At 67.7% G+C, this 21,503-nt stretch carries 26 protein-coding genes; 14 read left to right on the top strand and 12 right to left on the bottom strand.

The features are described from left to right. The first annotated feature begins 8 nt into the window (after positions 1 to 8). Entirely contained in the window at positions 9 to 638 is a 630-nt protein-coding gene (locus OO71_RS24155) for an EndoU domain-containing protein (protein ID WP_033292143.1), read from the top strand. Between the two features lie 180 nt (positions 639 to 818). On the opposite strand, the gene OO71_RS24150 is transcribed toward OO71_RS24155, so the two are convergent. Further along, the gene (locus OO71_RS24150; protein WP_051792033.1) at positions 819 to 2,069 is read right to left on the bottom strand and encodes a polysaccharide pyruvyl transferase family protein; all 1,251 of its coding nucleotides are present in this window, start codon (positions 2,067 to 2,069) and stop codon (positions 819 to 821) included. Between the two features lie 103 nt (positions 2,070 to 2,172). Here OO71_RS24150 and wzm point away from each other — a divergent pair, with 103 nt between their 5' ends. From wzm to glfT1, 3 genes are read left to right on the top strand one after another with little or no spacing between them, the layout of a single operon-like run. Next, on the top strand, positions 2,173 to 3,126 hold the full coding sequence (gene wzm, locus OO71_RS24145; RefSeq protein WP_033292142.1) for a galactan export ABC transporter permease subunit Wzm/RfbD: 954 nt from the start codon (positions 2,173 to 2,175) through the stop codon (positions 3,124 to 3,126). Between the two features lie 3 nt (positions 3,127 to 3,129). Then, the gene (wzt, locus tag OO71_RS24140; RefSeq protein ID WP_033292141.1) at positions 3,130 to 3,948 is read left to right on the top strand and encodes a galactan export ABC transporter ATP-binding subunit Wzt/RfbE; all 819 of its coding nucleotides are present in this window, start codon (positions 3,130 to 3,132) and stop codon (positions 3,946 to 3,948) included. After that, positions 3,948 to 4,856, top strand: a complete 909-nt coding sequence (gene glfT1, locus OO71_RS24135; RefSeq protein ID WP_033292140.1) for a galactofuranosyltransferase GlfT1 — start codon at positions 3,948 to 3,950, stop codon at positions 4,854 to 4,856. The genes wzt and glfT1 overlap by 1 nt, the downstream gene beginning before the upstream one ends. Positions 4,857 to 4,911: 55 nt before the next feature. Here the strand turns inward: glfT1 and OO71_RS24130 are convergent, their stop codons facing one another. Genes OO71_RS24130 through OO71_RS24120 form a run of 3 tightly spaced genes read right to left on the bottom strand, consistent with a single transcriptional unit; the run spans position 4,912 to position 7,252 of the window. After that, a complete protein-coding gene (locus tag OO71_RS24130) occupies positions 4,912 to 6,036 on the bottom strand; it encodes a hypothetical protein (protein WP_033292139.1) in 1,125 nt (374 codons plus the stop codon). Further along, positions 6,033 to 6,452: a hypothetical protein gene (locus tag OO71_RS24125; protein ID WP_033292138.1), complete on the bottom strand. Its 420-nt coding sequence runs from the start codon at positions 6,450 to 6,452 to the stop codon at positions 6,033 to 6,035. Before OO71_RS24125 ends, OO71_RS24130 begins: the two co-directional genes overlap by 4 nt. Before the next feature lie 32 nt (positions 6,453 to 6,484). Then, positions 6,485 to 7,252 carry an ESX secretion-associated protein EspG gene (locus OO71_RS24120; protein WP_033292137.1) on the bottom strand — a complete coding sequence of 256 codons (768 nt, stop codon included), beginning with the start codon at positions 7,250 to 7,252 and terminating at the stop codon, positions 6,485 to 6,487. Positions 7,253 to 7,375: 123 nt separating this feature from the next. Between OO71_RS24120 and OO71_RS24115 the strand changes: the two genes are divergently transcribed. After that, positions 7,376 to 7,618, top strand: coding sequence for a hypothetical protein (locus OO71_RS24115; RefSeq protein ID WP_033292136.1), 243 nt, complete (start codon positions 7,376 to 7,378; stop codon positions 7,616 to 7,618). A gap of 106 nt (positions 7,619 to 7,724) precedes the next feature. On the opposite strand, the gene OO71_RS24110 is transcribed toward OO71_RS24115, so the two are convergent. Next, a complete protein-coding gene (locus OO71_RS24110; protein WP_033292135.1) occupies positions 7,725 to 9,635 on the bottom strand; it encodes a glycosyltransferase in 1,911 nt (636 codons plus the stop codon). 5 nt (positions 9,636 to 9,640) lie between these two features. Next, complete coding sequence (locus tag OO71_RS24105) at positions 9,641 to 10,099, bottom strand: GtrA family protein (RefSeq protein WP_033292134.1); 459 nt, start codon at positions 10,097 to 10,099, stop codon at positions 9,641 to 9,643. Positions 10,100 to 10,297: 198 nt separating this feature from the next. Here OO71_RS24105 and dprE1 point away from each other — a divergent pair, with 198 nt between their 5' ends. The 3 genes from dprE1 (at position 10,298) to OO71_RS24090 (ending at position 13,138) form a co-directional block, all read left to right on the top strand. After that, positions 10,298 to 11,671, top strand: coding sequence for a decaprenylphosphoryl-beta-D-ribose oxidase (dprE1, locus tag OO71_RS24100; protein WP_033292133.1), 1,374 nt, complete (start codon positions 10,298 to 10,300; stop codon positions 11,669 to 11,671). Beyond that, complete coding sequence (gene dprE2 / locus OO71_RS24095) at positions 11,668 to 12,423, top strand: decaprenylphospho-beta-D-erythro-pentofuranosid-2-ulose 2-reductase (RefSeq protein ID WP_033292132.1); 756 nt, start codon at positions 11,668 to 11,670, stop codon at positions 12,421 to 12,423. Before dprE1 ends, dprE2 begins: the two co-directional genes overlap by 4 nt. Before the next feature lie 79 nt (positions 12,424 to 12,502). Continuing rightward, positions 12,503 to 13,138 carry a VC0807 family protein gene (locus tag OO71_RS24090; RefSeq protein ID WP_033292131.1) on the top strand — a complete coding sequence of 212 codons (636 nt, stop codon included), beginning with the start codon at positions 12,503 to 12,505 and terminating at the stop codon, positions 13,136 to 13,138. Here OO71_RS24090 and OO71_RS24085 read toward each other — a convergent pair. Beyond that, positions 13,113 to 13,361, bottom strand: coding sequence for a helix-turn-helix domain-containing protein (locus OO71_RS24085; protein WP_033292130.1), 249 nt, complete (start codon positions 13,359 to 13,361; stop codon positions 13,113 to 13,115). The two genes, OO71_RS24090 and OO71_RS24085, sit on opposite strands and share 26 nt — an antisense overlap. 122 nt (positions 13,362 to 13,483) lie before the next feature. Here OO71_RS24085 and OO71_RS24080 point away from each other — a divergent pair, with 122 nt between their 5' ends. The 4 genes from OO71_RS24080 to OO71_RS24065 are packed head-to-tail and all read left to right on the top strand — an operon-like array spanning position 13,484 to position 16,489. Beyond that, a complete protein-coding gene (locus OO71_RS24080; protein ID WP_245633763.1) occupies positions 13,484 to 13,942 on the top strand; it encodes a hypothetical protein in 459 nt (152 codons plus the stop codon). Next, positions 13,939 to 14,553, top strand: a complete 615-nt coding sequence (locus tag OO71_RS24075; RefSeq protein WP_051792031.1) for a DUF3558 domain-containing protein — start codon at positions 13,939 to 13,941, stop codon at positions 14,551 to 14,553. The genes OO71_RS24080 and OO71_RS24075 overlap by 4 nt, the downstream gene beginning before the upstream one ends. Next, complete coding sequence (locus OO71_RS24070; protein ID WP_033292128.1) at positions 14,550 to 15,791, top strand: WXG100 family type VII secretion target; 1,242 nt, start codon at positions 14,550 to 14,552, stop codon at positions 15,789 to 15,791. Before OO71_RS24075 ends, OO71_RS24070 begins: the two co-directional genes overlap by 4 nt. Then, positions 15,788 to 16,489, top strand: coding sequence for an ESX secretion-associated protein EspG (locus OO71_RS24065; protein WP_033292127.1), 702 nt, complete (start codon positions 15,788 to 15,790; stop codon positions 16,487 to 16,489). The genes OO71_RS24070 and OO71_RS24065 overlap by 4 nt, the downstream gene beginning before the upstream one ends. Here the strand turns inward: OO71_RS24065 and OO71_RS24060 are convergent. Next, entirely contained in the window at positions 16,464 to 16,865 is a 402-nt protein-coding gene (locus OO71_RS24060; RefSeq protein WP_051792028.1) for a MerR family transcriptional regulator, read from the bottom strand. The genes OO71_RS24065 and OO71_RS24060 overlap by 26 nt on opposite strands. Before the next feature lie 105 nt (positions 16,866 to 16,970). Between OO71_RS24060 and OO71_RS24055 the strand changes: the two genes are divergently transcribed. Beyond that, complete coding sequence (locus tag OO71_RS24055; RefSeq protein ID WP_033292126.1) at positions 16,971 to 17,663, top strand: SDR family oxidoreductase; 693 nt, start codon at positions 16,971 to 16,973, stop codon at positions 17,661 to 17,663. A gap of 26 nt (positions 17,664 to 17,689) precedes the next feature. On the opposite strand, the gene OO71_RS51700 is transcribed toward OO71_RS24055, so the two are convergent. Then, entirely contained in the window at positions 17,690 to 18,052 is a 363-nt protein-coding gene (locus OO71_RS51700; RefSeq protein ID WP_063740104.1) for a hypothetical protein, read from the bottom strand. Between the two features lie 60 nt (positions 18,053 to 18,112). Between OO71_RS51700 and OO71_RS51695 the strand changes: the two genes are divergently transcribed. Next, positions 18,113 to 18,316, top strand: coding sequence for a hypothetical protein (locus tag OO71_RS51695; RefSeq protein WP_063740103.1), 204 nt, complete (start codon positions 18,113 to 18,115; stop codon positions 18,314 to 18,316). A 352-nt stretch (positions 18,317 to 18,668) separates the two neighbouring features. Here OO71_RS51695 and OO71_RS24045 read toward each other — a convergent pair whose 3' ends face one another. Genes OO71_RS24045 through glf form a run of 3 tightly spaced genes read right to left on the bottom strand, consistent with a single transcriptional unit; the run spans position 18,669 to position 21,461 of the window. Beyond that, positions 18,669 to 19,727: a decaprenyl-phosphate phosphoribosyltransferase gene (locus OO71_RS24045; RefSeq protein WP_033292125.1), complete on the bottom strand. Its 1,059-nt coding sequence runs from the start codon at positions 19,725 to 19,727 to the stop codon at positions 18,669 to 18,671. Beyond that, a complete protein-coding gene (locus OO71_RS24040) occupies positions 19,724 to 20,242 on the bottom strand; it encodes a phosphatase PAP2 family protein (protein ID WP_033292124.1) in 519 nt (172 codons plus the stop codon). Before OO71_RS24040 ends, OO71_RS24045 begins: the two co-directional genes overlap by 4 nt. Then, on the bottom strand, positions 20,235 to 21,461 hold the full coding sequence (gene glf / locus OO71_RS24035; protein WP_033292123.1) for a UDP-galactopyranose mutase: 1,227 nt from the start codon (positions 21,459 to 21,461) through the stop codon (positions 20,235 to 20,237). Before glf ends, OO71_RS24040 begins: the two co-directional genes overlap by 8 nt. Between the last annotated feature and the right edge of the window lie 42 nt (positions 21,462 to 21,503).

Here is a 21,503-nt window from a genome sequence, read left to right as displayed (position 1 = left end):
GGCACCCGATGACTTCGCTGTTCGAAGCCGGCGACGCACTGTCCCTGTCGTTCGACGAACACCGCAGGCTGCGGGTCAAGGCCCCGCAGGAGTCCTTCGCGCTCGCCGCGTGGCTCTATGCCGACGCACAGCCGAATCTCGCCGCGCTCGATCGGCTGGGGCAGCTGCTCGAGCAGTGCCGCCACGAACAGGCGACGCTGGTCGGCAACAGCTGCCTGATCGACTTCGTCAACAACGTGGTGGTGCTGGAAAGCCGGTACGAGCTCTGGCCCCGGACGGTGTTGCCGCAGACGGATTTCTGGACGCTGCTCAACGGTTTTCGCGGCTACCTGGCCGGCACCGCGGATCAGCCGCGGCTCGCCCGGCCCGCGGACTACCCGATCGCGCTGCGGCAGGTCGTCCGCCACGTCCCGGAGAACAGCTCCAAGCAGTACCTGGTGGACCAGACCTACTTCCCGCCCTCTTGGTCACCTGAGGAAGTTGCGGCCGCCGGAGACGGCGCGTGGACCTCACCGCAGGTGGTCCGGGACGAGCAGACCGGGGTGTGGTCGGGAATGTGGGGCGCGCTGGAGATCGCGGGCTGCTACGACGCGGACACCGGGGAAGTGCTGACCTACTTCCCGGTCCTCTCGCCCTGACCGGGGCAGCGCAGGAGTCCGCGACCGCTCGATCAAGTCCCGGGTGAGAGCCGTCCCCCTCGCGGCGTCCACCCGAGCACCTGCGTGATCTGCCCCAGAGCCAACCCGCCCGCCGGGCGCCTCACGCATCCGCTCCTCGATGCGGAATTCGAATCGAGTTGTCGACTGTGGGCATACCGTTCAGCCCCAGATCCGCCGGGTCCACCGGCGCCGCGGGATCGACGGCTCCACGTCCATCGGCTCCGGCTGCGGCTCCTCCACGACCGGACGGATCACCGGTGCGTAAACCTGCTCGGCGAGCTGCCGCTTGCTTTCCCGGAAGCGGGTCAGCGACTCGCCGGCGTAACCGCCTGCGGTCGGGCGGACCGGGATCTGGGAAAGATCCTCGAGCAGGGTCCAGTTGGATCCCAGCCCGACGAGAGCGCGGTGTTTCGTGGCGTAGTAATCGGGGTGGATGCTCACCGCGACGCCGGACGCTCCGGCCGCGGCAGCCAGCATGTGGACGTGGAACCGGGTGGAAATCCAGGTCTGGTGCGCGGCAGCAGGAAGGCCGTGGGTCCAGATGTGTGAAAACGGATAAAACCGCGCGCCGGGCAGTTCCCGCTCGATCAACGCGAACACCTCGCGGTCGACCCGGGGTACGCCTTCCACTACCCCGATCTTCGCCGGGTCCACTTTCCACGCCCGCAGCATCGACAGCACGGTGCCGGCCAGCTTGCCGATGCCGACCTCGACCAGGTCGGACTGCAGGCAGAGCATCACCTCGGGCAAGTCCTCCGGCTGGTCGTACCGGCCGGGCCCGATGGTGAGAAACGCGTCGTCGAGACCGGCCGACCGGCCGAGCAGCTCGGCCGACGCGTCGTCCCTGAGCTCGACGACCTCGAACCGGTCGGCCAGCGCCTCCAGAAGCGGTACCGAATCCTCGCAAACCGGAAGAAAACCCTGTCCGGTCATGGCCGCGCGCCCACCGGAACGTTCCGCCGCCGCGGCCGCGCCCGCGAGCAAACCGATCTGCTTCGGCCACAGTTTGTTGATGTACCCGCCACCGACGACGTGCACCACATCGGCCTTCGCCAGCAGTTCGACGCCGTGGTGCAGCCGGGGCATGATGCCGGGGTGGTGTACGGCTTCCCGCACCCAAGCGGCGCTGCGCCACGGGTCTTCCTCCGGCGCTTCCCAGCAAAGCCGCCACAGGGTGTCGGTGAACTTCGCCCGCGGGTGGATGCCGTCGAGGAGCACGCTTGCGGGCCCTGGCGAATGAGTGTCCACCCACACATCGGCGTCCGGTGCGGTCTCCGCGAGGTACTCCAGCCAGCCTGCCGTGATGAGCTCATCACCGTAATTGGGGTGACCCACCGGCGCTACGAGGTAGTACAGCGCACGCGATGAAACAGACTTCGACGCCGAAGTTCTGATTTCGGGGACCGACATTGCCACATCTTAACGTCGCACACACAGCGTCACTGAGCGTGGGCGGCCACCGGGCCGACGGGTCGGCCCTCACCCCGGGCACGCCATCGGTACCCTCGTCCACGTGCATGCCACCAGCACGGTTCACGTAGCCGAACCCGAGATCTCCACGCCGGTGCCACCGTCGTCGGACAGCAAGACCTTCTCGCGCGCGATAGCCGACATCAAGGACGGTTTTGCGAATCGCGAGCTGTGGACGCATCTCGGCTGGCAGGACATCAAGCAGCGGTACCGCCGGTCGGTCATCGGGCCGTTCTGGATCACCATCAGCCAGGGCGTCATCGCGCTCGGGCTCGGTCTGCTGTACTCGCAGCTCTTCCGCACGCCGATCGACGTCTTCCTGCCGTATCTCTCCACCGGGTTCATCATCTGGGGCTTCATCCAGGGGTGCCTCACCGAAGGCATGGAGACGTTCATCGCGAACGAGGGGATGATCAAGCAGCTCCCCGCGCCGCTCAGCGTGTACGTGCTCCGCACCATCTGGCGGCAGACGCTCCTGCTGGCGCACAACCTGATCGTCTACGTCGTGCTACTGGTCATTTTCTTCTCGGCGCTGGATGCCCCGTATTCACTGGGATCCCAGGACGGCGTGTGCGTTCCCGGCAAGTACTGCCATCCGGGACTGAGCTGGAACATCCTCCTCGCCATCCCCGGCTTCGTGCTGCTCGCGCTCACCGCCGGGTGGGCGGCGCTGCTGCTCGGCATCATCTCGACCCGCTTCCGCGACATCCCGCAGGTCATCAACTCCCTGATCCAGCTGATGTTCTACGCAACGCCGATCGTGTGGCCGGTCGACCAGCTGCTGTCCGGCGGGCCGCGGGACGGTGCGTCGTGGGCGCTGCCGTTCATCAAGGCCAACCCGCTGTATCACTACATGCAGGTGGTGCGGTCGCCGCTCATCGGGCAGGCGGTGAGCTGGACCAGCTGGGTCGTGGTCGGCGCCATCACCGTGGTCGGGTGGGCGCTCGCCCTCATCGCCATGCGCAATTACCGGTCCCGCGTCTCGTATTGGGTGTGACAGATGGTCAGCATTGACGTCCACAACGCGTACGTGGACTTCCCGATTTTCGACGCGAAGACGCGGTCGATGAAAAAGCGCGTGCTCGGCAAGGTCGGCGGCAAGATCGGCACCGAGCAGAAGGTGCCGATCATCGAGGCGCTGCACGACGTGTCGATCAAACTGCGCGAGGGCGACCGGGTCGGCCTGGTCGGCCACAACGGTGCCGGGAAGTCCACGCTGCTGCGGCTTTTGGCCGGAATTTACGAGCCGACCCGCGGATCGTCGCGGATCACCGGCCGGATTGCGCCGGTTTTCGACCTCGGCGTCGGCATGGACCCGGAAATTTCGGGCGAGGAGAACATTCTCATCCGCGGGTTGTTCCTCGGCATGAGCGCCAAGGAAATGCAGAAGCGGGTCGACGACATCGCGGAGTTCACCGAACTCGGCGACTACCTGCAAATGCCGCTGCGCACGTATTCCACGGGTATGCGGGTGCGGCTCGCACTGGGCGTGGTGACCTCGATCGACCCGGAGATCCTCATTCTCGACGAGGGCATCGGCGCGGTCGACGCGGCATTCCTGAACAAGGCCCGTGACCGGCTCAAGGATCTGGTGAAACGGTCCGGCATCCTGGTGTTCGCGAACCACTCCGACGAATTCCTCATGGAACTGTGCGACACCGCGATCTGGATGGACGAGGGACACGTCAAACAGCAGGGTTCGCTGCGTGACGTGCTCACCGCGTACAAGGGCCGCGATCCGTTCGAAAACATGAGCAAGGAAGGTCTCGAACGCCTCGGCATCGAGCCCGCGACAGTCCTGCAGAACGGCGGCGAATGATGAGCGGCGAGACGCGAGAGCTGCCCGCGGGCGCCGTCGTCGGCGTGGTGGTCACGCGGCACCGGCGCGACCTGCTCGCGGACTCGCTGAAGATCATCGCCTCGCAGACGCGCCCGGTGGACCACCTGGTGGTGGTGGACAACGGCCCGGACAAGCCGGCGCGCGAGGTCGTGGAGGCGTACCCGCTGCCGTACACGTACCTGCCGTCACACCGCAACCTCGGCGGCGCGGGCGGGTTCGCACTCGGCATGCTGCACGCGCTCGCCTTGGGTGCGGAATGGGTCTGGCTCGCCGACGACGACGGCCGCCCGGCAGACGAGCACGTCCTCGAGATTCTGTTGGAGGAAGCCGAAAAACGCGGCCTTGCCGAGGTGTCGCCGGTGGTGGCGAACATCGATTCCCCGGCACAGCTGGCTTTCCCGCTGCGCCGCGGCCTCACGTGGAAGCGCTCGTCGGCAGAACTGGGTACGGACTTCCTGCCGGGGATTGCGTCCCTGATGAACGGCGCGTTGTTCCGAGCGTCCACTTTGGACGTAACCGGAGTACCGGACCTCCGCCTGTTCTTCCGCGGCGACGAGGTGGAACTGCACCGCAGGTTGGTCCGGTCCGGCCTGCCATTCGGCACGTCGCTGCGGACGACGTACCTGCACCCCGACGGCTCGGACGAGTTCAAACCCATGCTGGGCGGCAAGTTCCACGCACAGGACCCGGAGAACGAGGTCAAACGGTATTACACGTACCGCAATCGCGGGTATTTGCTGTCACAGCCGGGAATGCGCAAGATCGGGGCACTGGAGGTGCTGCGGTTCGGGCTGTATTTCGTGGGAGTGAAACGGGACCCGAAGGCCTTTGTGCAGTGGCTGAAACTGGTACGGCAGGGACGGGCGGAGAAGTTTTACCGGTACTGAGCCGGTTCCGTTGTGGACGGTGGACGGTCTTGCCCACCGTCCACAACGGACGCTGCTACTCCCCGATCACCGGTGGTGCGGCGCGGTGGCCGGTGCCGAATACTTCGTCCTCTTCGGACTCCAGCTCCATCAGGAACGCCGGCTGGTCGCCCTCGTCGTCGTAGGGGCGGGCGCCGAAGCCCATGCCTGGGCGGGCCGGGGCGCCGCCCATGCCGCCTGCGGCTGCTTCGGCTGCGCCGGGGGCCGCGCCTTGGCCGGGGCCGAAGCCACCGCCGCCGCGGCCTACCTTGGTTTCGTGTTCCTCGTCGGCGCCGAAGCCGCCGCCCATGCCCATTCCGCCCATTGGCATGGCGCCCATGCCCATTCCGGCCGACGCGCCTGCGCCGCCAGGGGCCTGGTGTCCGGCCTGCGGGACGTAACCGGCCGCGGTGGTCGCGCTGTCCGGGAGTTGCTGGTGTACTGCGCCGCTGAAGTTGCTCGGGGCGCCCACCGACGGCGCGGAAACCTGAGCAGCTGGGTCGCCACCGGCTGCCGCGCCGCCGCCACCGCCCGAAGCCGCACCGGCTGAACCACCGGGAGTGTCACCCGACGGCAACGCCACGGAAGCCCCACCACCCGACGCGACGCCGAACTTCGGCGGGTGCGCGAATTCCGGCTGTTTCGAAGCCGCCGAATACAGCGAAGCGTCGTATTTCGACATCGTCTCCGCAGCCTGCTCGTGCGCGCCACGGCTGTCCTGCTGTTTCTTCAACGTCGAATCGATCGCATCCGCCATTTCCAACGGGCTCGCGTGCGACCATTTGTCGAATTCCTCGGACCAGTCGAACGGGACCGCGTCCGGCATCGAATTCTTCGCGACGTGCGCCGCGGTTCCCTGCTCCTCCACGGTCTGCGCGGCCAGCCGGGCGTTCTGCGCATTCGCTTCGGCCCATTCACCCAGGCTCACGAAATACGCCTGCGCGCCCGTCGCCGCCTCGCCCGTCCACGCGCCCGCGGCCTTTTTCACGGCCTCACCCAGCTGCGTCGCGAATTCCTCGAACGCTTTCTGCAATTCGGTGTACGCCTGGGAGACCGCGGAAACCTGCTGCACGTCGAGATTGGTGTCGAGATAGTTCTTGAGCTGCTGGTGGTCGTGCCCGAGGTAGTCGGCGTCCGACGGCGCGAGCTGCGGCGTGCTCATTCGGTGTCCTTCACGGTGCGGTGAGAATCGATGGCCTGGTTCTCGTTCTCCGTGTACACGCCACCCGCGCGGGCGAGTGCCTCGTCGGCCTCCTGCAGGATCCGGCCGAACTGGTCGAGCACGTCGGTGGCGGAGCCGGGCGCGTCGGCGCCGGTCTTGCGGTCGTGTTCGGCCACGGTGTGCCCGTACGGGTGGCTGCCGAGCTGCGGCGCGGACGCGAGCACCTGCGTCTGCGGCTTCAGCCGCTCGAGGCGGGTGACCATGTCGGTGAGCGCTTTGCGCAGGTCACCGATCGCGTCGCCGTCGATGGTGAAGCCACCGGACTTCGCGGCGCCGGCCAGCTTGTGCGTTTCGGCCGCGGCCTCGGCGATGCCCTTGGCGTTCAGCCCGCCGGCCGCCAGCGGATCAGTGCTCATGGGCCGCAGTCTATCGACGACGGCCGCTCCGGTCAGGCGTTTGCCGAATACCCTTCGAGCTGGGTGAACAGCTGCTGGGCCAGCCGGGCATTGTCGGCCGGGGCGTAGGTGAGCCAGCGGTTGCCGTCGCCGGAATCGCGGGTGCTGAGCAGGTAGCGGCCGACCTCGGTGTCGAACCACGCGAGCGACGGCAGCGCGGCCTCGCGACCGGACCCGTCGCGCACGTACGGCGTGAACTCCCCGACCGCCATCCGAGGCTTCTCGAAGATCCGCTGTACCGCCCTGAGCTGGGGATTGTGCGTACGCGGACCGCTGACCCCGGCGAACGGGTCATACGCGTCGCCACGAACCGCCCGCTTCGCCGGCCGCGCGACGGTGACCGACTGGCCAGGCGCGGCGGGCGTGAGCGGCAGCAGGTCGACGATCGCCGGGACGATGCCGGTCGGCCGGACCTCCTCGAACGAGAACATGCCGTCGACGTGCCGGACGAGCACCGCGTACTGGCCGTTGGACGCCACGCGCGCGAACAGCGGCGCATCCCCCACCCGGGCGGCAGCGGACACGGCGAGAAACGGCCGCGCGAACGTGGCGAGCGCCAGCTGGACGTCGTCGTCGAGGGTGCCGCGCCGCAGCAGGCCACGCCCGTCGAGGTCACGCAGCACGGCATCGCGCACGGCCCGGCGCTCGTCGCCGGTGATGCCCACGTGCGGCACGACGAACGGAACCGGCGCCGGACCCAGTCCGAGCTCGGCCAGCAGGAGATCCACCGCCGCAGGCGACAGCGTGAACGAATACGGCACGACCCACCCCTAAATCCGGTCTCCCCGGCAGAACCGTAGACCACTCCACGCCACCATGGGCAACCGCTCCGCTGTGAGCGGAACCGCTTGCCGCCGGTGATCGTGAGCTGCTGCGATGGAGCGATGGCAGACCCGAAACCAGCGCTGGTCCTGCACCTCGCGGCAGGCGGAGAGCCCCTGATCTTCCCGCTCACCGCCGCGGAGTCCGCACCGGTCCAGGAAAAGCTCCCAGACCTCCTGAAACACGGCGGCGTCCACTCGGTGCACACCCGCGACGACAACCTCGTGTCGGTGAACTTCGCCCACGTGGCAGCCGCCTACGTGGACGACCTGAGCAGAAAGGGAAAGTTCGGCCTCTCCGTCTAGCTGGGCAGACAGGCTGAGAAGGCCGTGAAGGGAACCTTCACGGAATCAGATTCCCTGATGGTTCCCTTCACGGACTTGAACGGACCGGGACCGGACCCGGACGGCGTCAGAGCTCGTACAATCGCTTCCAGTTGTCCCGCGAAGTGAGTTCCGGCATGGCGCGCTTGTACTGCTCCTGCACGCCCGCCCCTTCCTTACGCAGCCGGTTGATCACCTTCGCGCCGCGCTTGGCCAGGTCGAACATCTTCACCTTGTCGTACGTCCGGACCCGCACGCCTTCCTGCGAAGCGTCCGTCACCACGGCGGTCTCGAACAACGCGATGTGCCACCAGTGCGCCTCGTCGATGGGCACCGCGCCAAGACCGAACCGGCTACGGCCGAGCACCCGGTCCAGCACCCGCTTGATCAGCACCAGCCGCTGCATGCTCGGCCGCGGTGCGCTGTTGATGATGCCGATGTCGTTGGACGCGATCCCCGGCACGTCGGTGGCCCGGTGCCGCTTGGTCTCCGGGTACTGGTCGCGGATGCGGCGGATCTCCTTCATCGCCGCGACGCCGCCGTCACGCAGGACCTCCGGGCCCTCCAGGAAGTCCTCGACGGCCTTGATCAGCGTCGCCGACAGGCCGTACTGCATGCCGAGCAGGTACCGCACCAGCTGGGCCAGCAGCACCCGCGACAGCAGATTCAGGTTGAACGGCGAGTGCAGGGCCGCGGTGATGATCGAGTTGCGCAGGTTGAAGTACCGGTGCCACTCGTCCCAGTCCTTCCAGTGGAAGTCCGCGTGCCACACGCCGGCACCCGGCAGGGTCACCGTGGGGAAGCCGTACTCGCGGGCCCGGTAGGAGTACTCCGCGTCGTCCCACTGGAAGAAGAACGGCAGCGGGTACCCGATGGCCTTGACGACCTCGTACGGGATCAGGCACGACCACCAGCCGTTGTACCCGGCGTCGAGGCGGCGTTCCTGGCGGTTGGGGGCCCCGGTCTCCTCGTCGACGCCCAGCAGGTCCGCCGTGGACAGCGAGTGCTGCACCGGCTGGCCCGGCTCCAGCGTGTTGAGCCGCGCGTACTCGGCCCCGACGTGCAGCTGGTTCGGGTGCAGCAGGTTGAGCATCTGGCCGCCGACGATGACCGGGTCGGCCGAGCGGTTGGAGAACGCCGTCATGCGCACGACGAGGTCCGGCTCGAGCAGCACGTCGTCGTCCATGAAGAGCACGTTCGCGTGTTCGGTGGCGGTGTGCCCGGCCACCTCGTACAGGCCGCGGGTGAAGCCGCCCGCGCCGCCGAGGTTCGGCTGCTTGATGTAGTGCAGCTTGTCGCCGAGGTCCTTCGCGACCTGCTCGAAGCCTTCGCGCGACTCGACGAGGTCGGTGCCCTGGTCGGCGACGTAAATGGCGTCCAGCGTGTCGAGCGAGGACACGTCCGCGGCGAGCGCCTGGAGGTTCTTCAGGCAGTCGTCGGCGCGGTTCATGGTGCAGATGGTGACCGCGGTGGGACGGATCTTCTCCGGCGCGTCGACAGTCCAGCGGACCTGCTCGACCCGCAGCGACTGGCCACCCTCGGTCTCCAGGTCGAGCCACAGCGCGCCGCCGTCGTAGAACTTGTCCAGCACCCCGGTGAGCACGACCTTGCGGCCCTTGGCGCCCGCGACGGCCTCGGCGTCGACCACCCGCGCGTCGCCGAGCACGTCGGACGCGCCCATCGACAGCAGCCCGTCCCCGCTCACGACCGCCTCGACCTGCACCTGCGCCGCCGTGGTCCAGCGCTGCCAGTAGCTCGCCGGGAACCGGCCGAAGTAGGTGTTGCCGGTGACCTTGGCGGACGGCTCGAGCGAGACGCTGCCCCGTTCGCGCAGCGCATTGCCCTGCACGATCTCGGCGTAGAGGTCCTTGCTGACGATCGGCGCCGGCCCGGCGTACAGCCCGCGCTGGGCCGTGAGCCTGCCTTCCGGGGCGTGTTCGGCGAACCGGGTCTCGCCTGCGGGGGCCGCCTCCGCGACCGGGGCTGCTTTACCGGGCATCGAACTCAGTTCTCCTTTACCGGCCGTACTCGGAAGACGACCCACTTGAGCATCACGAAATTGATCATGGTCGAGGTCGCCTGGGACACGACCCAGGCGAGAGTGGCCTGCCACCCCGACTCCGGCAGCACGTGCAGCATGAGCTGGTTCACGCCGACGGCCACGAAGAACGTGACGCCGTACAGCAGAACGAAGCTGCCGACCTGGGCGTTCCCGTCCCGTCTCCCGGCGGCGAAGGTGAATCGCCGGTTCAGGAAGAACGCCGTGGTCGTACCCACGATGAAGCTGATCGCACGCGCGAAGTCCACCCACGGGACGTCGTCCATGCCGACCGCTCGCAACAGCGTGTACGTGCCGAGGTCGAGCAGCGCGCAGAAGCCGCCGATCACCCCGAACCGGACCAGCTGACCCAGCAGCCCGGGGCCGGCCTGTGCCATGTCACTCTGCGGTTCTGTCGCCACCACTGGAATACCTTCTCGGCCTATTGCGTCAGTGTCCGTAATACCCACTTCGACGCTCGGACGCTTGTGCCTTGATGCGCAAAGTGTAGAAGCGGTGACTTCAGGGGCACGTTCCGGGCGGTACTCGGCGTGGCTACTCCGGCCCTTGACCCCACCACCACCCTCATCGGAGGCGCTTCACGCCGCTGTTTTAATGGGCGGGTGACCCATACTCCCGAGACACAGCGCCGCACGCTCACCGGATGGGGCCGCACCGCCGGGACCGTCGCCGACGTCCTGAGCACGCGCGACGTCGAGGCCATCGCCCGCGCCGTCGCGTCCGCCGGACCGCGCGGGGTCATCGCTCGCGGGCTCGGCCGGTCCTACGGTGACCCGGCGCAGAACGCGGGCGGCCTTGTCGTCGACGTCACGGTGCTCGACCGCATCCACTCGATCGACCCGGACTCGGCACTGGTCGACCTCGACGCCGGCGTCAGCCTGGACAAGCTGATGCGCGAGGCGCTGCCGTACGGCCTGTGGGTGCCGGTGCTGCCGGGCACCCGGCAGGTCACGATCGGCGGCGCGATCGCCAACGACATCCACGGCAAGAACCACCATTCGGCGGGCAGCTTCGGCAACCATGTGGTGTCGATGGATCTGCTCACCGCCGACGGAAACGTGCGCACGCTCACGCCGGACGGCCCGGAATCGGAGCTGTTCTGGGCGACGGTGGCGGGAATCGGACTCACCGGCATCGTCCTGCGGGCCACGATCCGGATGAAGAAGACGGAAACGGCGTATTTTTACGTGGACGCCGACCGCACGTCGAGCCTCGACGAGACGCTCGGGCTCTTCACCGATGGTTCAGACCTCACGTACGACTACTCGATGTCGGTGCCGGACCTGATCTCGTCCGACAGCAGGCTCGGCCGCGCCACCTTCTCCCGCGGCTCGCTCGCGAAGGTCGACCAGCTGCCGCCGAAACTGCGCAGCGACCCGCTGAAGTTCGACGCGCCGCAGCTGCTCACACTGCCGGACGTGTTCCCGAACGGCCTCGGCAACAAGTTCACCTTCGGGCTGATCAGCGAGCTGTGGCAGAAGACCGTGCCCAAGAAGGGCGCCCGCGGCAAGATCCAGAACCTCACGCAGTTCTACCACCCGCTGGACATGCTGAGCGAGTGGAACCGCGCGTACGGCAGCAAGGGTTTCCTGCAGTACCAGTTCTCGGTGCCGTTCGGCGCGGAGGACCAGCTCAAGGGCATCTGCCGGGCGATCGCGCGGTCCGGGCACTACTCGTTCCTGAACGTGTTCAAGCGGATGGGCGAGGCGAACGCGGCACCGATGTCGTGGCCGTCGCCCGGCTGGATGCTCAGCGTGGACTTCCCGGTAAAGCACGGGCTCAGCCGGCTCTGCCTCGACCTGGACGAGATGGTGCTGGCCGCGGGCGGCAGGCTGTACACCGCGAAGGACTCGCGGACGTCGGCCGAGACGTTCGCGAAGATGTACCCGCGGCTGGAGGAATGGCGCAAAGTCCGCGCTTCCGTTGACCCCGAAGGCGTTTTCGCCTCTGACATGAGCCGGAGGCTCGCACTGTGATCGACGCGGTCGGTAACCCCCAGTCCCTGCTGCTGCTCGGCGGCACGTCCGACATCGCACTGGCGATCGCGGAGAAGTACCTCGCGGAGAAGCCGCTGCGGGTCGTACTGGCCGCGCGTCCGTCGCCGCGGCTGGACGCCGCAGCGCAGCGGTTGAAGGACCTCGGCGCCGAAGTGTCCACTGTGGACTTCGACGCGAAGGATCCCGCGTCCCACCCGAAGGTGCTGGACCAGGCCTTCGCGAGCGGGGACATCGACGTCGCGGTGGTCGCCTTCGGCCTGCTCGGCGACGCCGAAGAGCTGTGGCAGGACCACGCGAAGGCGGTCGAACTGGCGACGGTGAACTACACGGCCGCGGTGTCGGTCGGGGTGGCGCTGTCGGAGAAGCTGAAGGCGCAGGGCCACGGCACGATCATCGCGCTGTCGTCGGTTGCGGGTGAGCGCGTGCGGCGGTCGAACTTCGTGTACGGCTCGAGCAAGGCCGGTTTCGACGGCTTCTACCTGTGCCTCGGCGAAGCGCTCGCGTCGCACGGGGTGAAGGTGTCCGTGGTCCGGCCGGGGCACGTGAAGACGAAGATGACCGCCGGGATGAAGGACGCTCCGCTCGCGCAGACCGCGGAGCAGGTCGCCGACATCGCCGTCGACGCCGCACGCCGGGGCAAGGACCTGGTATGGGCGCCCTCGACGTTCCGCTACGTGATGTCCGCTTTGCGGCACGTGCCGCGGCCGGTGTTCCGGAAGCTGCCGATCTGACGCATCCACTGATCGGTGGATACGAGCCTGACCGGCTCGACGATGCCCCCGGGTACCCGGAAATCCGAGACTCGGGGGTATGGGGAACGAATTCCGCGCCTCACTGACGGCGCTGGTGGTCGACCTGGTCGCGCCGGTCGGGGGTTACTACCTGCTGCGCGCCTGCGGGGTCCCGCCGGTATGGGCGCTGCTGCTGAGCGGCCTGCCACCTGTGCTGCGGGTGCTGTACACGGCTCGGCGCCGCGTTGACGCCATGGGCCTGTTCGTCCTGGCGTTTCTCGCGCTCGGCCTGGTGACCACCCTCATGACCGGCGACGCCCGGCTGATGCTGGTGCGCACCGCGTGGTTCAGCATCTTGGCCGGAGGATGGCTTTTGGCGGGCTTGTTCGTCGGCCGGCGCCCGTTGACCTACACCGCCGCGCGCGCCCTCCTCCCCGGCCGCGGCTCACGGCTGGACGCAGCCTGGGCGGAGCGCCCTTCCTTCCGCCGGGTGTGGCGGACGCTGGCCGGGGTGTGGGGCGTCGGCAGTTTGGTCCACAGTGGGCTGAGCATCGCAATGGCGTACACCCTGCCGGTCGACGAGGTACCCGCACTGGACACGGGGTTGTCGATCGGGTTTTTCGTGGTGCTGCAGGTGATCACCCAGGTGCTGCTACTCCGCGAAGGCACGCTGCGGCAGGTGCTGGGTGCTACTCGCCGTCCTTCGGGGACCTGAGCCCGTCGACGAGCCGAGCCGGGTTGACGCCGAGGCCGTCGGCGAACTTGAGCAGGTTGTGCAGGTTGAAGTTCCGCAGCCCACGCTCGACCTGGCTCACGAACGTCCAGTGGACGCCAGCCAGCTCGGCCAGCTTCTCCTGACTGAGCCCCGCCTCGTGCCGGCATTCACGCACCCGCTCGCCGACAATGCGTGCCGCGGTGGAAATCGGAGGTTTGGCCATCGTGGTCTAAGCACACCTGACTACGGCGGCGGAAACCAGAGCAGAAATGATTAGAGCAATTGTATCTATAGCATTCATATCTAGGTCCCGGCCGCTTTTCGGAATCACCCCACGAAGAGTGAATGATCGGCTACGGTGCTAGCTGTATCCATTTGCAGACGCCAGGGGCCGAGGGGGCGAATGTGTGGGAGGACGTCGCATTCACCGTCTACGGAGGAAGGGATCGCCCGGGGGCGGCGGAGGGCTTCGTCCTTGAGCCGGAAGAGGCAAAACGGCTGCTCAACAAGCTGGAAGCGGTGCACGATCAGCTCACGAACATGCGCCGGATTTCGAACAACCTGTGCGGAATGAAGGCACCGTCGCAAGATCCCGCCACGCTCGCGATGCATACGGCACTGATAGGTGACGGCCGAGGAACGCCCGGGGCGTTCTCCCGCGGAAATGACCACGTCAGCTTCCAGCTCGACTACGTCAGCGAATTCATCCTCCGGATCAGGAGGGCGCTCGGCATGACAGAATCGAGTGATCAACACCAAGCCGGTCTCATCGACAACGTCGGCGCTCGAGGAAAAACGGGATGAAACTCCGCGCACCATTCGCTGTACTCGCTTCGGCGATGCTCGTTGCTGCGTGTTCGAGCACAACCGCAGGCAGCCCGACACCGGCTCCTGCCACCAGTTCACTGCCGGGCAATGAGACCCCGCCGTACGCGGGTGCCCCCAAGGTCGCGCATCCACTGCCCGATTCCGCGCTTTCCGGCAGCCCGTGCGAGGCACTGAGCCCTCAGCAGGTCACTGCCGACGCCGGTCCAGGCATCACCGGCAAGCAGGAGGACGGCGCACTCGGCCCGCGGTGCAGCTGGACCAACCACTCTGGTGGGTCGCTGCTGGTCATCTTCTTCACGACCCGGCAGAAGGAGGGGCTGAGCATCATCTACAAGCAGGTCAAACCGCAGATGAAGCGCTTCGACGAGCTCCCCCCGATCCAAGGCTTCCCCGCGGTTTCCTACGACGACCACCCTGGGCCGGTCAATCCGTCCTGCACTGTCGCGATCGGGCTCTCGGACACCCTCGAGTTCGAGGTCGGACTCGAACTCGGCACCTCGAACCGCGGCCAAACCGACGCCTGTCAGATCGCCGCCACCGTTGCCGATCATGCCGTCACCACGTTGAGGCAGAAGGTGGGCCAGTGAGTGATCACCTCGGGGAAATCGCGCGGCAGTACTTCGAGAAGTACCGGCAGTCGATGGTCCCGATCGACCAGATCGTGAGCCAGCTGCGCGCCGGTGATCCGGCCGGCTGGCATCAAGGGGTCGGCGATGCGCGGCAGATGGCGACCCAGCAGGAAGCCGTCAGCCAGGACCTCACGCAGATCATCGGCGACCTCGAATCCGTCTGGAGTGGCGGTGCTGCGGACAAGGCTTCCGGGCGGCTGCAGCAGGTCCGCGCGTCGATGATCGATGCGCACCAAGCCTTTCTCGACAACAGCGGCACCCACACCACCGGCGTCGCGATGTTCGAGAACCTTCGCAACCAGCTCAGCCCGATGCCCGCCAAACCGGACCTCGCGCCGGGCAGCCGGACCAACTGGTACGAGTACGACCACCTGTGGCAGCTCGTCGAGTACAGCGACGCGGCGAACAAGAATCTCCAGCTGTACCAGGATTTCTCCACGCAAACCCAGGCCAATTCCGGACGGCTGAAGTACGACTACGGTGCGATCGGCGCGTACGACGGCGGCGACGTCACCATCGATCGCCAGCCGGAGGCCTCGCGGATTTCGGGCGGGGAACCCGTTGCGGGGCATTCTGCTGGCGTGGGGCCAGGACATTCGCCGGGGACTGTCCAGCCGGGACCCGGTGGAGCCGGGTATTCGAGCGGGACCATCGGGCCGGGACCGACTGGTACAGACCATACTTCCGCGGCCGGGTACCCGGGCAGCACCTCGAACCGAGCGCCGGGTAGCGGTGGATTCCCTGGTGTCACGGGGAATTCCGGTGGCCAGGGTCCTGGCGCCAGCGGTTACCTGCCGGGTGCCGGGTTCAGTGGTGATGACGGGGGCGCCGCAACTTCCGGCCCAGGCAACGCGAATCGCGGCTCAGGCAACGCAACGCGAGTCCCAGGCAGCGCGAATCGAGTTCCAGGCAGCGCGAATCGCGGCCCGGGCAACGTGACCCGAGGTCCCGGCGGCGAAACCGGTACCCGCACCGGAGGACCCGAGCGCGGCGGACGGGTGACCGCAGGCACCCGGACCGCAGGCGAACGTGGTCTCCCCGGCGTTGGCACAGCGGGCGGACGCGGCGGCAAAAAGGAGGAAGACGAGGAGCACGAGCGCAAGTACGTGCTCGACGTCGACCTCTTCGCCGACGACGAACCGGCCGTCGACCCCGAGACCGGGCTGCGTCCGGCGCCGCCGACGCTCGGGGCATGACGGTCACCCTGCCCACCGCGGCGTTCCGGACTGCCTGGGAGATGCTTGACCTCGGCGAACCGCATCCGATCGTCGGGGCGCCGCACGTCTGGGCCGACGTCGAGGCCCGGCGCGAGCTGCACGTCGCGACCATGGACCTGCTCACCGACCTCGGCCTCGCGCACAACCGGCTGCCGTCGCCGCGGTGGCGCGCCACTCTGCAGGTCATCGGGCAGGCCGAACGCGAGTACTACGCGTGGTCCGGGCTGCGCGAAGGGACCCGTCGCGCAGCCTTGGTCGCCCAGCGCGAACAGGACGCCGTCCTGGTCCGGGTCCTCGATGACGGCACGACGGAAATCCGGCCGGTACCACCGGCTCGGCTGGCCACCACGCTTTTCGACACACTGCCGGACGCCCCGGCGGCAGCGATCAAGGCAGTGTCCGTGCCACCGCCGTCCGACGACGCACCGGACCCGTTCGCCGAAGAAGGCCAGGAACAGTTGACCGCGGTGCTGAGCCGTCCGCAGGAAGCCGTACACCAGCTGTACGTCGCGCGGCGGGAAGGCGGGCGCCGTACGAGCGGCGGGCCGATCACGGCCGTCGACCTCGATCTCGGCCGGGTGCTGACTTACGTGACCGTCGACGGCAGCGTCGAACTCGTCCCCGGCAGCCCGCGTGCGGTGGTGAAAATTCTCAACGACACTTGGGCTGCGCTGTGACCTCCGGGTCGGCGAGCACGACCGGACAGTGCGGATTCGGCGTCTCGGCGAGTTCGATCATTGCCTCGAGCCGCTCGCGAGTGCGTTCGAGACCGGTGATGTAGTCGTCGAGACGGGCTTTCTCGGACCGCAGCCGGGCGCGTGACTCCGGCGTGCTGACGCCCGTGTGCAGGCTCGGCATCAGGTCACGGATGGTCGCGCTGGACAGGCCCGCCGCGTAGAACTGCTGGATCAGCGACACCCACGAGACCGCGCCGGCGGAGTACCGCCGTTGCCCGCCGGACGTGCGCGTGGCCTCGATCAGCCCCTGCTGCTCGTAGTAGCGCAGCGAGCGCACGCTGACGCCGGCGCGCTCCGCCACCTCACCGATCCGCATGGCCCCTCCCGACGTGATCCGCCCCACAAACACGAGAACCTGACATCCACGTCAGGGTCGAGGATAGCAGTGTTCCCGTAAGACGGTTTTTCAAGGAGACTCACCATGCAGATCGCAGGTTCGACCGCCCTGGTGACCGGCGCCGGGCGCGGGCTCGGCCGGTACTTCGTCGAGGCGCTGCTCGCCCGCGGCGCCGCGAAGGTCTACGCCACCGCGCGCCGCCCGGTCGAGATCGAGGGTGCGACGCCGCTGATCCTGGACGTCACCGATCCCGCGTCGATCACCGCCGCCGCGGCCGCCGCGCCCGACGTCAACCTGATCATCAACAACGCCGGCCTCACGTCGTTCACCAACCTGGTCACCAGCGACCTGGACGTGGTCCGGCGCGAAATGGAGACCAACTTCTTCGGCCCGCTGCAGATGATCCGGGCATTCGCGCCGGGGCTGGCGGATGGCGCGGTGCTGAACGTGCTGTCGACGCTGTCATGGGTGACTTTCCAGGGATCGGCCGGATACGCGGCGTCGAAAGCGGCACTGTGGAGCATGACCAACTCGGTGCGCCTCGAACTGCTGGGGCAACGCACGCTGGTCAGCGGCCTGGTGATGGCCAGCACGGACACCGACATGATGGCAAGCTTCGACATCCCGAAAAACGACCCGGTCGAGGTCATCCGCACTGCACTGGACGGCTTGGAGCGAGCGGAAATCGAGATACTGGCCGACGCGGACAGCGTCACGGCGAAGGCCGCATTGGCCCAGCATCCGACGGCGCAGTACCCGGCGTTGTCGGCCGGGTGAGACAGGGTTCCGGTCGCGCGACTCGGTCAGTTGCCGGAACCGGAGTCGGTGCCGTACGCGGAACCGTTGCCGGAACCGGAGTCGGTGCCGTACGCGGTCCCGGAACCGGAGTCGGTGCCGTTTGCGGTCCCGGAACCGTTGCCGCCGCCGGGACGCTGGCCGTCGGGACCGCGGAAGCGCGGGCCGGGACCTCCGTCGCGGAAGTGGTGGTCACCGCCACCCCGGAACTGGCTGGTGCCCGGGTGGTGGGAGTGGTTCGTGGCCGCCATGACCCCACCGACCACCCCACCACCGACGACGAGCCCCAGCACTCCCACGGCGACCAGCTGAGTCGCCCGATGCCCGACGAACCGCCGGAAACCTCCCTGCGGCCGCGGCGGCAACGCCATTCCCCACTGACCTGGCTGCCCCGGCTGAGCCGGTTGGCCCGGTTGCCCTGGCTGAGCTGATTGGGCGAATTGCCCCGGTTGACCTGCTCCGGCTTGGTCCGGCTGACCGGCTTGTCCTGGCTGAGCGGCTCCGGCTTGGCCCGGTTGACCGGCTTGCCCCGGTTGACCGGCTTGGCCCGGCTGACCTGCTCCGGCTTGACCGGGCTGACCGGCCTGCCCGCCCGCCTGGCCCTGGTCGGCGCCGTGCCCTGGCTGACCGGGTAGCCCTGATTGCCCCGGCTGGGCCCCCGCCCCCGCCGCACCGGAGGAACCGGCGGATTCACTCGAATGAACCGCCTCCGCCTGCTCAGCCGACGCAGATTCACCCGGCTGAGCACCCGCCCCCGCGGAACCCTGCCCCGCTCCGGCAACCCCGGCACCCCCGGCGCCAGGCTGCTCGGCCGCACCCTCAGGTCGGCCCAAATTCGCGGTCGGCTCGTCACCCGGCGAGTCGCGGCGCTCGTTGTCGTTCATCTCGGTCCTCCGGCTATCGGCAGCGGGCGTGCTGCCCACCCCCGAGGGTGACCGCCGAAACTGTGGAGAACCTGATACCCAGCTGTCTAAATCCGGGCGTCGTTCACAGGTAGAACGACAGGAACAGGGTCACGACCCAGGTCGCGCCGAGGACCTGCAGCACGCGGTCCCGCAGTGCGATCTCGTCCGGGGCGCCTGCGTTGCCGCCGTCGACGTCGACCGCGTAGCGGAGCACTGCGATCACGAACGGGACCATCGACACGACGGCCCACACCGAGTTGTGCTCCACCTGCCGGATCTCGAACGCCCACAGGCAGTACGACATGATCAGGATCGCCGCCGACGTCGCCCACACGAAGCGCAGGTAGCTCGCCGAGTACTTCTTCAGCGACGAGCGGATCTTCGCCCCGGTGCGCTCGAACAGCATGATCTCCGCGTACCGCTTGCCCGCCACCATGAACAGCGAGCCGAACGCCGTGACCAGCAGGAACCACTGTGACATCGCGATCCCGGCGGCAACACCGCCGGCCACCGACCGCATCAGGAAGCCCGAGCCGACGATCGCCAGGTCCACCACCGGCTGGTGCTTCAGCCCGAAGCAGTAGCCGAGCTGCACCGCCTCGTACACCGCCAGTACGACGGCCAGCCGCCAGTCCGTGGTGAACGACACCGCGAGCCCGGCAAGGAAGAACACCACCGCCGCGCCGTACGCCACCGGGACCGGCACGATCCCCGCCGCGATCGGACGGTTGCGTTTCGTCGGGTGGGCCCGGTCGGCCTCGACGTCCACCGCGTCGTTGATCAAATACACCGACGAGGCGGTGAGCGAGAACGCCACGAACGCGATGAGCGCGTCGATGACCAGCTCGGTCCGGTTCGTCGCCTTCGAGAACGCGAAGAACGGCGCGGCGAACACCAGTACGTTCTTCACCCACTGCTTCGGCCGCGCCGTCTTGATCACGCCGAGCAGCAGCCCGACCGGGCTCGGCTTGGCGGCACCAGCAGCAGCGGCCGGAGCAGCCGGGGCCGCCTCGGCAGCCGAAGCCGCCGGAGCCTCGTCCACCACAGCCGTGTCCTCCGAAGCCGCACCGGCGTCAGTAGCCGCGGCAGCTTCGTCCGTCCCGGCTGCGTTCTCGGTTCGCTCGTCGGTCGTTTCGCTCATCGCTTCTTGGTCAGCTTCCGTCTGATCAGACCGCCGAGGACGCCTCCCAGGGCGGCTCCGGCCAGGACGTCTGTCGGATAGTGAACGCCGAGCAGCAGCCGCGAGGCGAGCATCGGCGGTACCAGGGCGGGGACCAGGTTACGCCCGGTCAGTCCGGAGTAGATCACCGCCGCCGCGGTTGTCGACGTCGCGTGCGACGACGGGAAGCTCAACCGGCTCGGGGTGCCGACCAGAACTTCCACGCTCGGGTGGTCCGGACGACGCCGGCGCACCACGCGTTTCACGGCAATCGACGCGGCGTGCGCGCCCACCACTCCGGCCGACGCGACCAGCCAGTCCTTGCGCCGCTCGCGGTCCACCGCCGCCCCGAGCAAGCCCAGCGCGAACCATCCCGCGCTGTGCTCGCCGAACAGCGACATCCCGCGCGCGACCTGCACCGTGCCGGGCTTCTTCAGCACCTTCTGGGTACGCGAAAGCACCGCTACTTCACCACGGGGCGTGTCCTTCTCAAGCATCGATCGACCCGTCCAGCGGCGCACCGTCGGTGAGATGCGGGGCGATCTTGTTGTCGAACACCGAGAGCGCCGACCCGATCGCCATGTGCATGTCGAGGTACTTGTACGTGCCGAGCCGTCCGCCGAACAGCACGTTCCGCTCGCGTGCCTCGATCTTCGCCAGCTCGCGGTACTGCTCGAGCTTCTCGCGGTTCTCCGGCGTGTTGATCGGGTAGTACGGCTCGTCGTCCTCCTTCGCGAAACGGGAGAACTCGCGGAAGATGACCGTTTTGTCCTTCGGATAGTAATCCCGCTCGGGGTGGAAGTGCCGGAATTCGATGATCCGGGTGTACGGGACTTCCTGGTCGTTGTAGTTGACGACCGAGGTGCCCTGGAAATCACCGGTCTCCGCGACCTCGGACTCGAAATCGACCGTACGCCAGGTGAACCGGCCCGCCGAGTAGTCGAAGTAGCGGTCGAGCGGCCCGGTGTACACGGTCGGGGTGCCCGCCGGAATCTGCTCGCGCACGTCGAAGTAGTCGACGTTCAGCCGGATCTCGATGTTCTCGTGCGCCGCCATTTTCTCGAGCCACGCGGTGTACCCGTCGACCGGGAGACCCTCGTAGGTGTCGTTGAAGTAGCGGTTGTCGAACGTGTAGCGCACCGGCAGCCGCGTGATGATGTTGGCGCCGAGCTCCTTGGGGTCGTTCTCCCACTGCTTGGCGGTGTACCCGCGGATGAATGCCTCGTACAGCGGGCGGCCGATGAGCGAGATGGCCTTCTCTTCGAGGTTCTGCGCGTCCTCGGTGCGGAACTCCGCCGACTGCTTCGCGATGAGCTCGCGGGCCTCGTCCGGCGTGTGCGACTTGCCGAAGAACTGGTTGATCAGGCCGAGGTTCATCGGGAACGAGTAGACCTGGTCCTTGGCCTTGGCGAAGACCCGGTGCTGGTAGTTCGTGAAGGAGGTGAAGCGGTTGACGTAGTCCCACACCCGCTTGTTCGACGTGTGGAACAGGTGCGCACCGTATTTGTGCACCTCGATGCCGGTTTCCGGGTCCGGCTCGGAGTAGGCGTTGCCCCCGAGGTGACTGCGGCGTTCGAGCACCAGCACCTTCTTGCCGAGCTCGGCCGCGGCCCGCTCGGCGACGGTCAGGCCGAAGAAACCGGACCCGACGACGACGAGGTCGTAACGCCCGAAGTCGCCTTCAGTAATCTCTGAGGGGTTCGTGTGCTCGCTCACGGGCGCCCAGGGTACGCAGTCCTGCGACTGAGGCCCGAACCG

Origin of the sequence: Amycolatopsis jejuensis, from assembly GCF_000717335.1 — a bacterium.
GTDB classification, from domain to species: domain Bacteria; phylum Actinomycetota; class Actinomycetes; order Mycobacteriales; family Pseudonocardiaceae; genus Amycolatopsis; species Amycolatopsis jejuensis.
The sequence above is the reverse complement of the archived record's forward strand: the minus strand, read 5'-3'. Positions and strand labels throughout refer to the sequence as shown.

Excerpts from the sequence above, each read along its gene's own strand:
- OO71_RS24155 (WP_033292143.1), top strand. The coding sequence starts at position 9 with ATGACTTCGCTGTTCGAAGCCGGCGACGCACTGTCCCTGTCGTTCGAC.
- OO71_RS24150 (WP_051792033.1), bottom strand. The coding sequence starts at position 2,069 with ATGTCGGTCCCCGAAATCAGAACTTCGGCGTCGAAGTCTGTTTCATCG.
- wzt (WP_033292141.1), top strand. The coding sequence starts at position 3,130 with ATGGTCAGCATTGACGTCCACAACGCGTACGTGGACTTCCCGATTTTC.
- glfT1 (WP_033292140.1), top strand. The coding sequence starts at position 3,948 with ATGAGCGGCGAGACGCGAGAGCTGCCCGCGGGCGCCGTCGTCGGCGTG.
- OO71_RS24130 (WP_033292139.1), bottom strand. The coding sequence starts at position 6,036 with ATGAGCACGCCGCAGCTCGCGCCGTCGGACGCCGACTACCTCGGGCAC.
- OO71_RS24125 (WP_033292138.1), bottom strand. The coding sequence starts at position 6,452 with ATGAGCACTGATCCGCTGGCGGCCGGCGGGCTGAACGCCAAGGGCATC.
- OO71_RS24115 (WP_033292136.1), top strand. The coding sequence starts at position 7,376 with ATGGCAGACCCGAAACCAGCGCTGGTCCTGCACCTCGCGGCAGGCGGA.
- OO71_RS24110 (WP_033292135.1), bottom strand. The coding sequence starts at position 9,635 with ATGCCCGGTAAAGCAGCCCCGGTCGCGGAGGCGGCCCCCGCAGGCGAG.
- OO71_RS24090 (WP_033292131.1), top strand. The coding sequence starts at position 12,503 with ATGGGGAACGAATTCCGCGCCTCACTGACGGCGCTGGTGGTCGACCTG.
- OO71_RS24085 (WP_033292130.1), bottom strand. The coding sequence starts at position 13,361 with ATGGCCAAACCTCCGATTTCCACCGCGGCACGCATTGTCGGCGAGCGG.
- OO71_RS24080 (WP_245633763.1), top strand. The coding sequence starts at position 13,484 with ATGATCGGCTACGGTGCTAGCTGTATCCATTTGCAGACGCCAGGGGCC.
- OO71_RS24075 (WP_051792031.1), top strand. The coding sequence starts at position 13,939 with ATGAAACTCCGCGCACCATTCGCTGTACTCGCTTCGGCGATGCTCGTT.
- OO71_RS24065 (WP_033292127.1), top strand. The coding sequence starts at position 15,788 with ATGACGGTCACCCTGCCCACCGCGGCGTTCCGGACTGCCTGGGAGATG.
- OO71_RS24060 (WP_051792028.1), bottom strand. The coding sequence starts at position 16,865 with ATGCGGATCGGTGAGGTGGCGGAGCGCGCCGGCGTCAGCGTGCGCTCG.
- OO71_RS24055 (WP_033292126.1), top strand. The coding sequence starts at position 16,971 with ATGCAGATCGCAGGTTCGACCGCCCTGGTGACCGGCGCCGGGCGCGGG.
- OO71_RS51700 (WP_063740104.1), bottom strand. The coding sequence starts at position 18,052 with ATGGCGTTGCCGCCGCGGCCGCAGGGAGGTTTCCGGCGGTTCGTCGGG.
- OO71_RS24045 (WP_033292125.1), bottom strand. The coding sequence starts at position 19,727 with ATGAGCGAAACGACCGACGAGCGAACCGAGAACGCAGCCGGGACGGAC.
- OO71_RS24040 (WP_033292124.1), bottom strand. The coding sequence starts at position 20,242 with ATGCTTGAGAAGGACACGCCCCGTGGTGAAGTAGCGGTGCTTTCGCGT.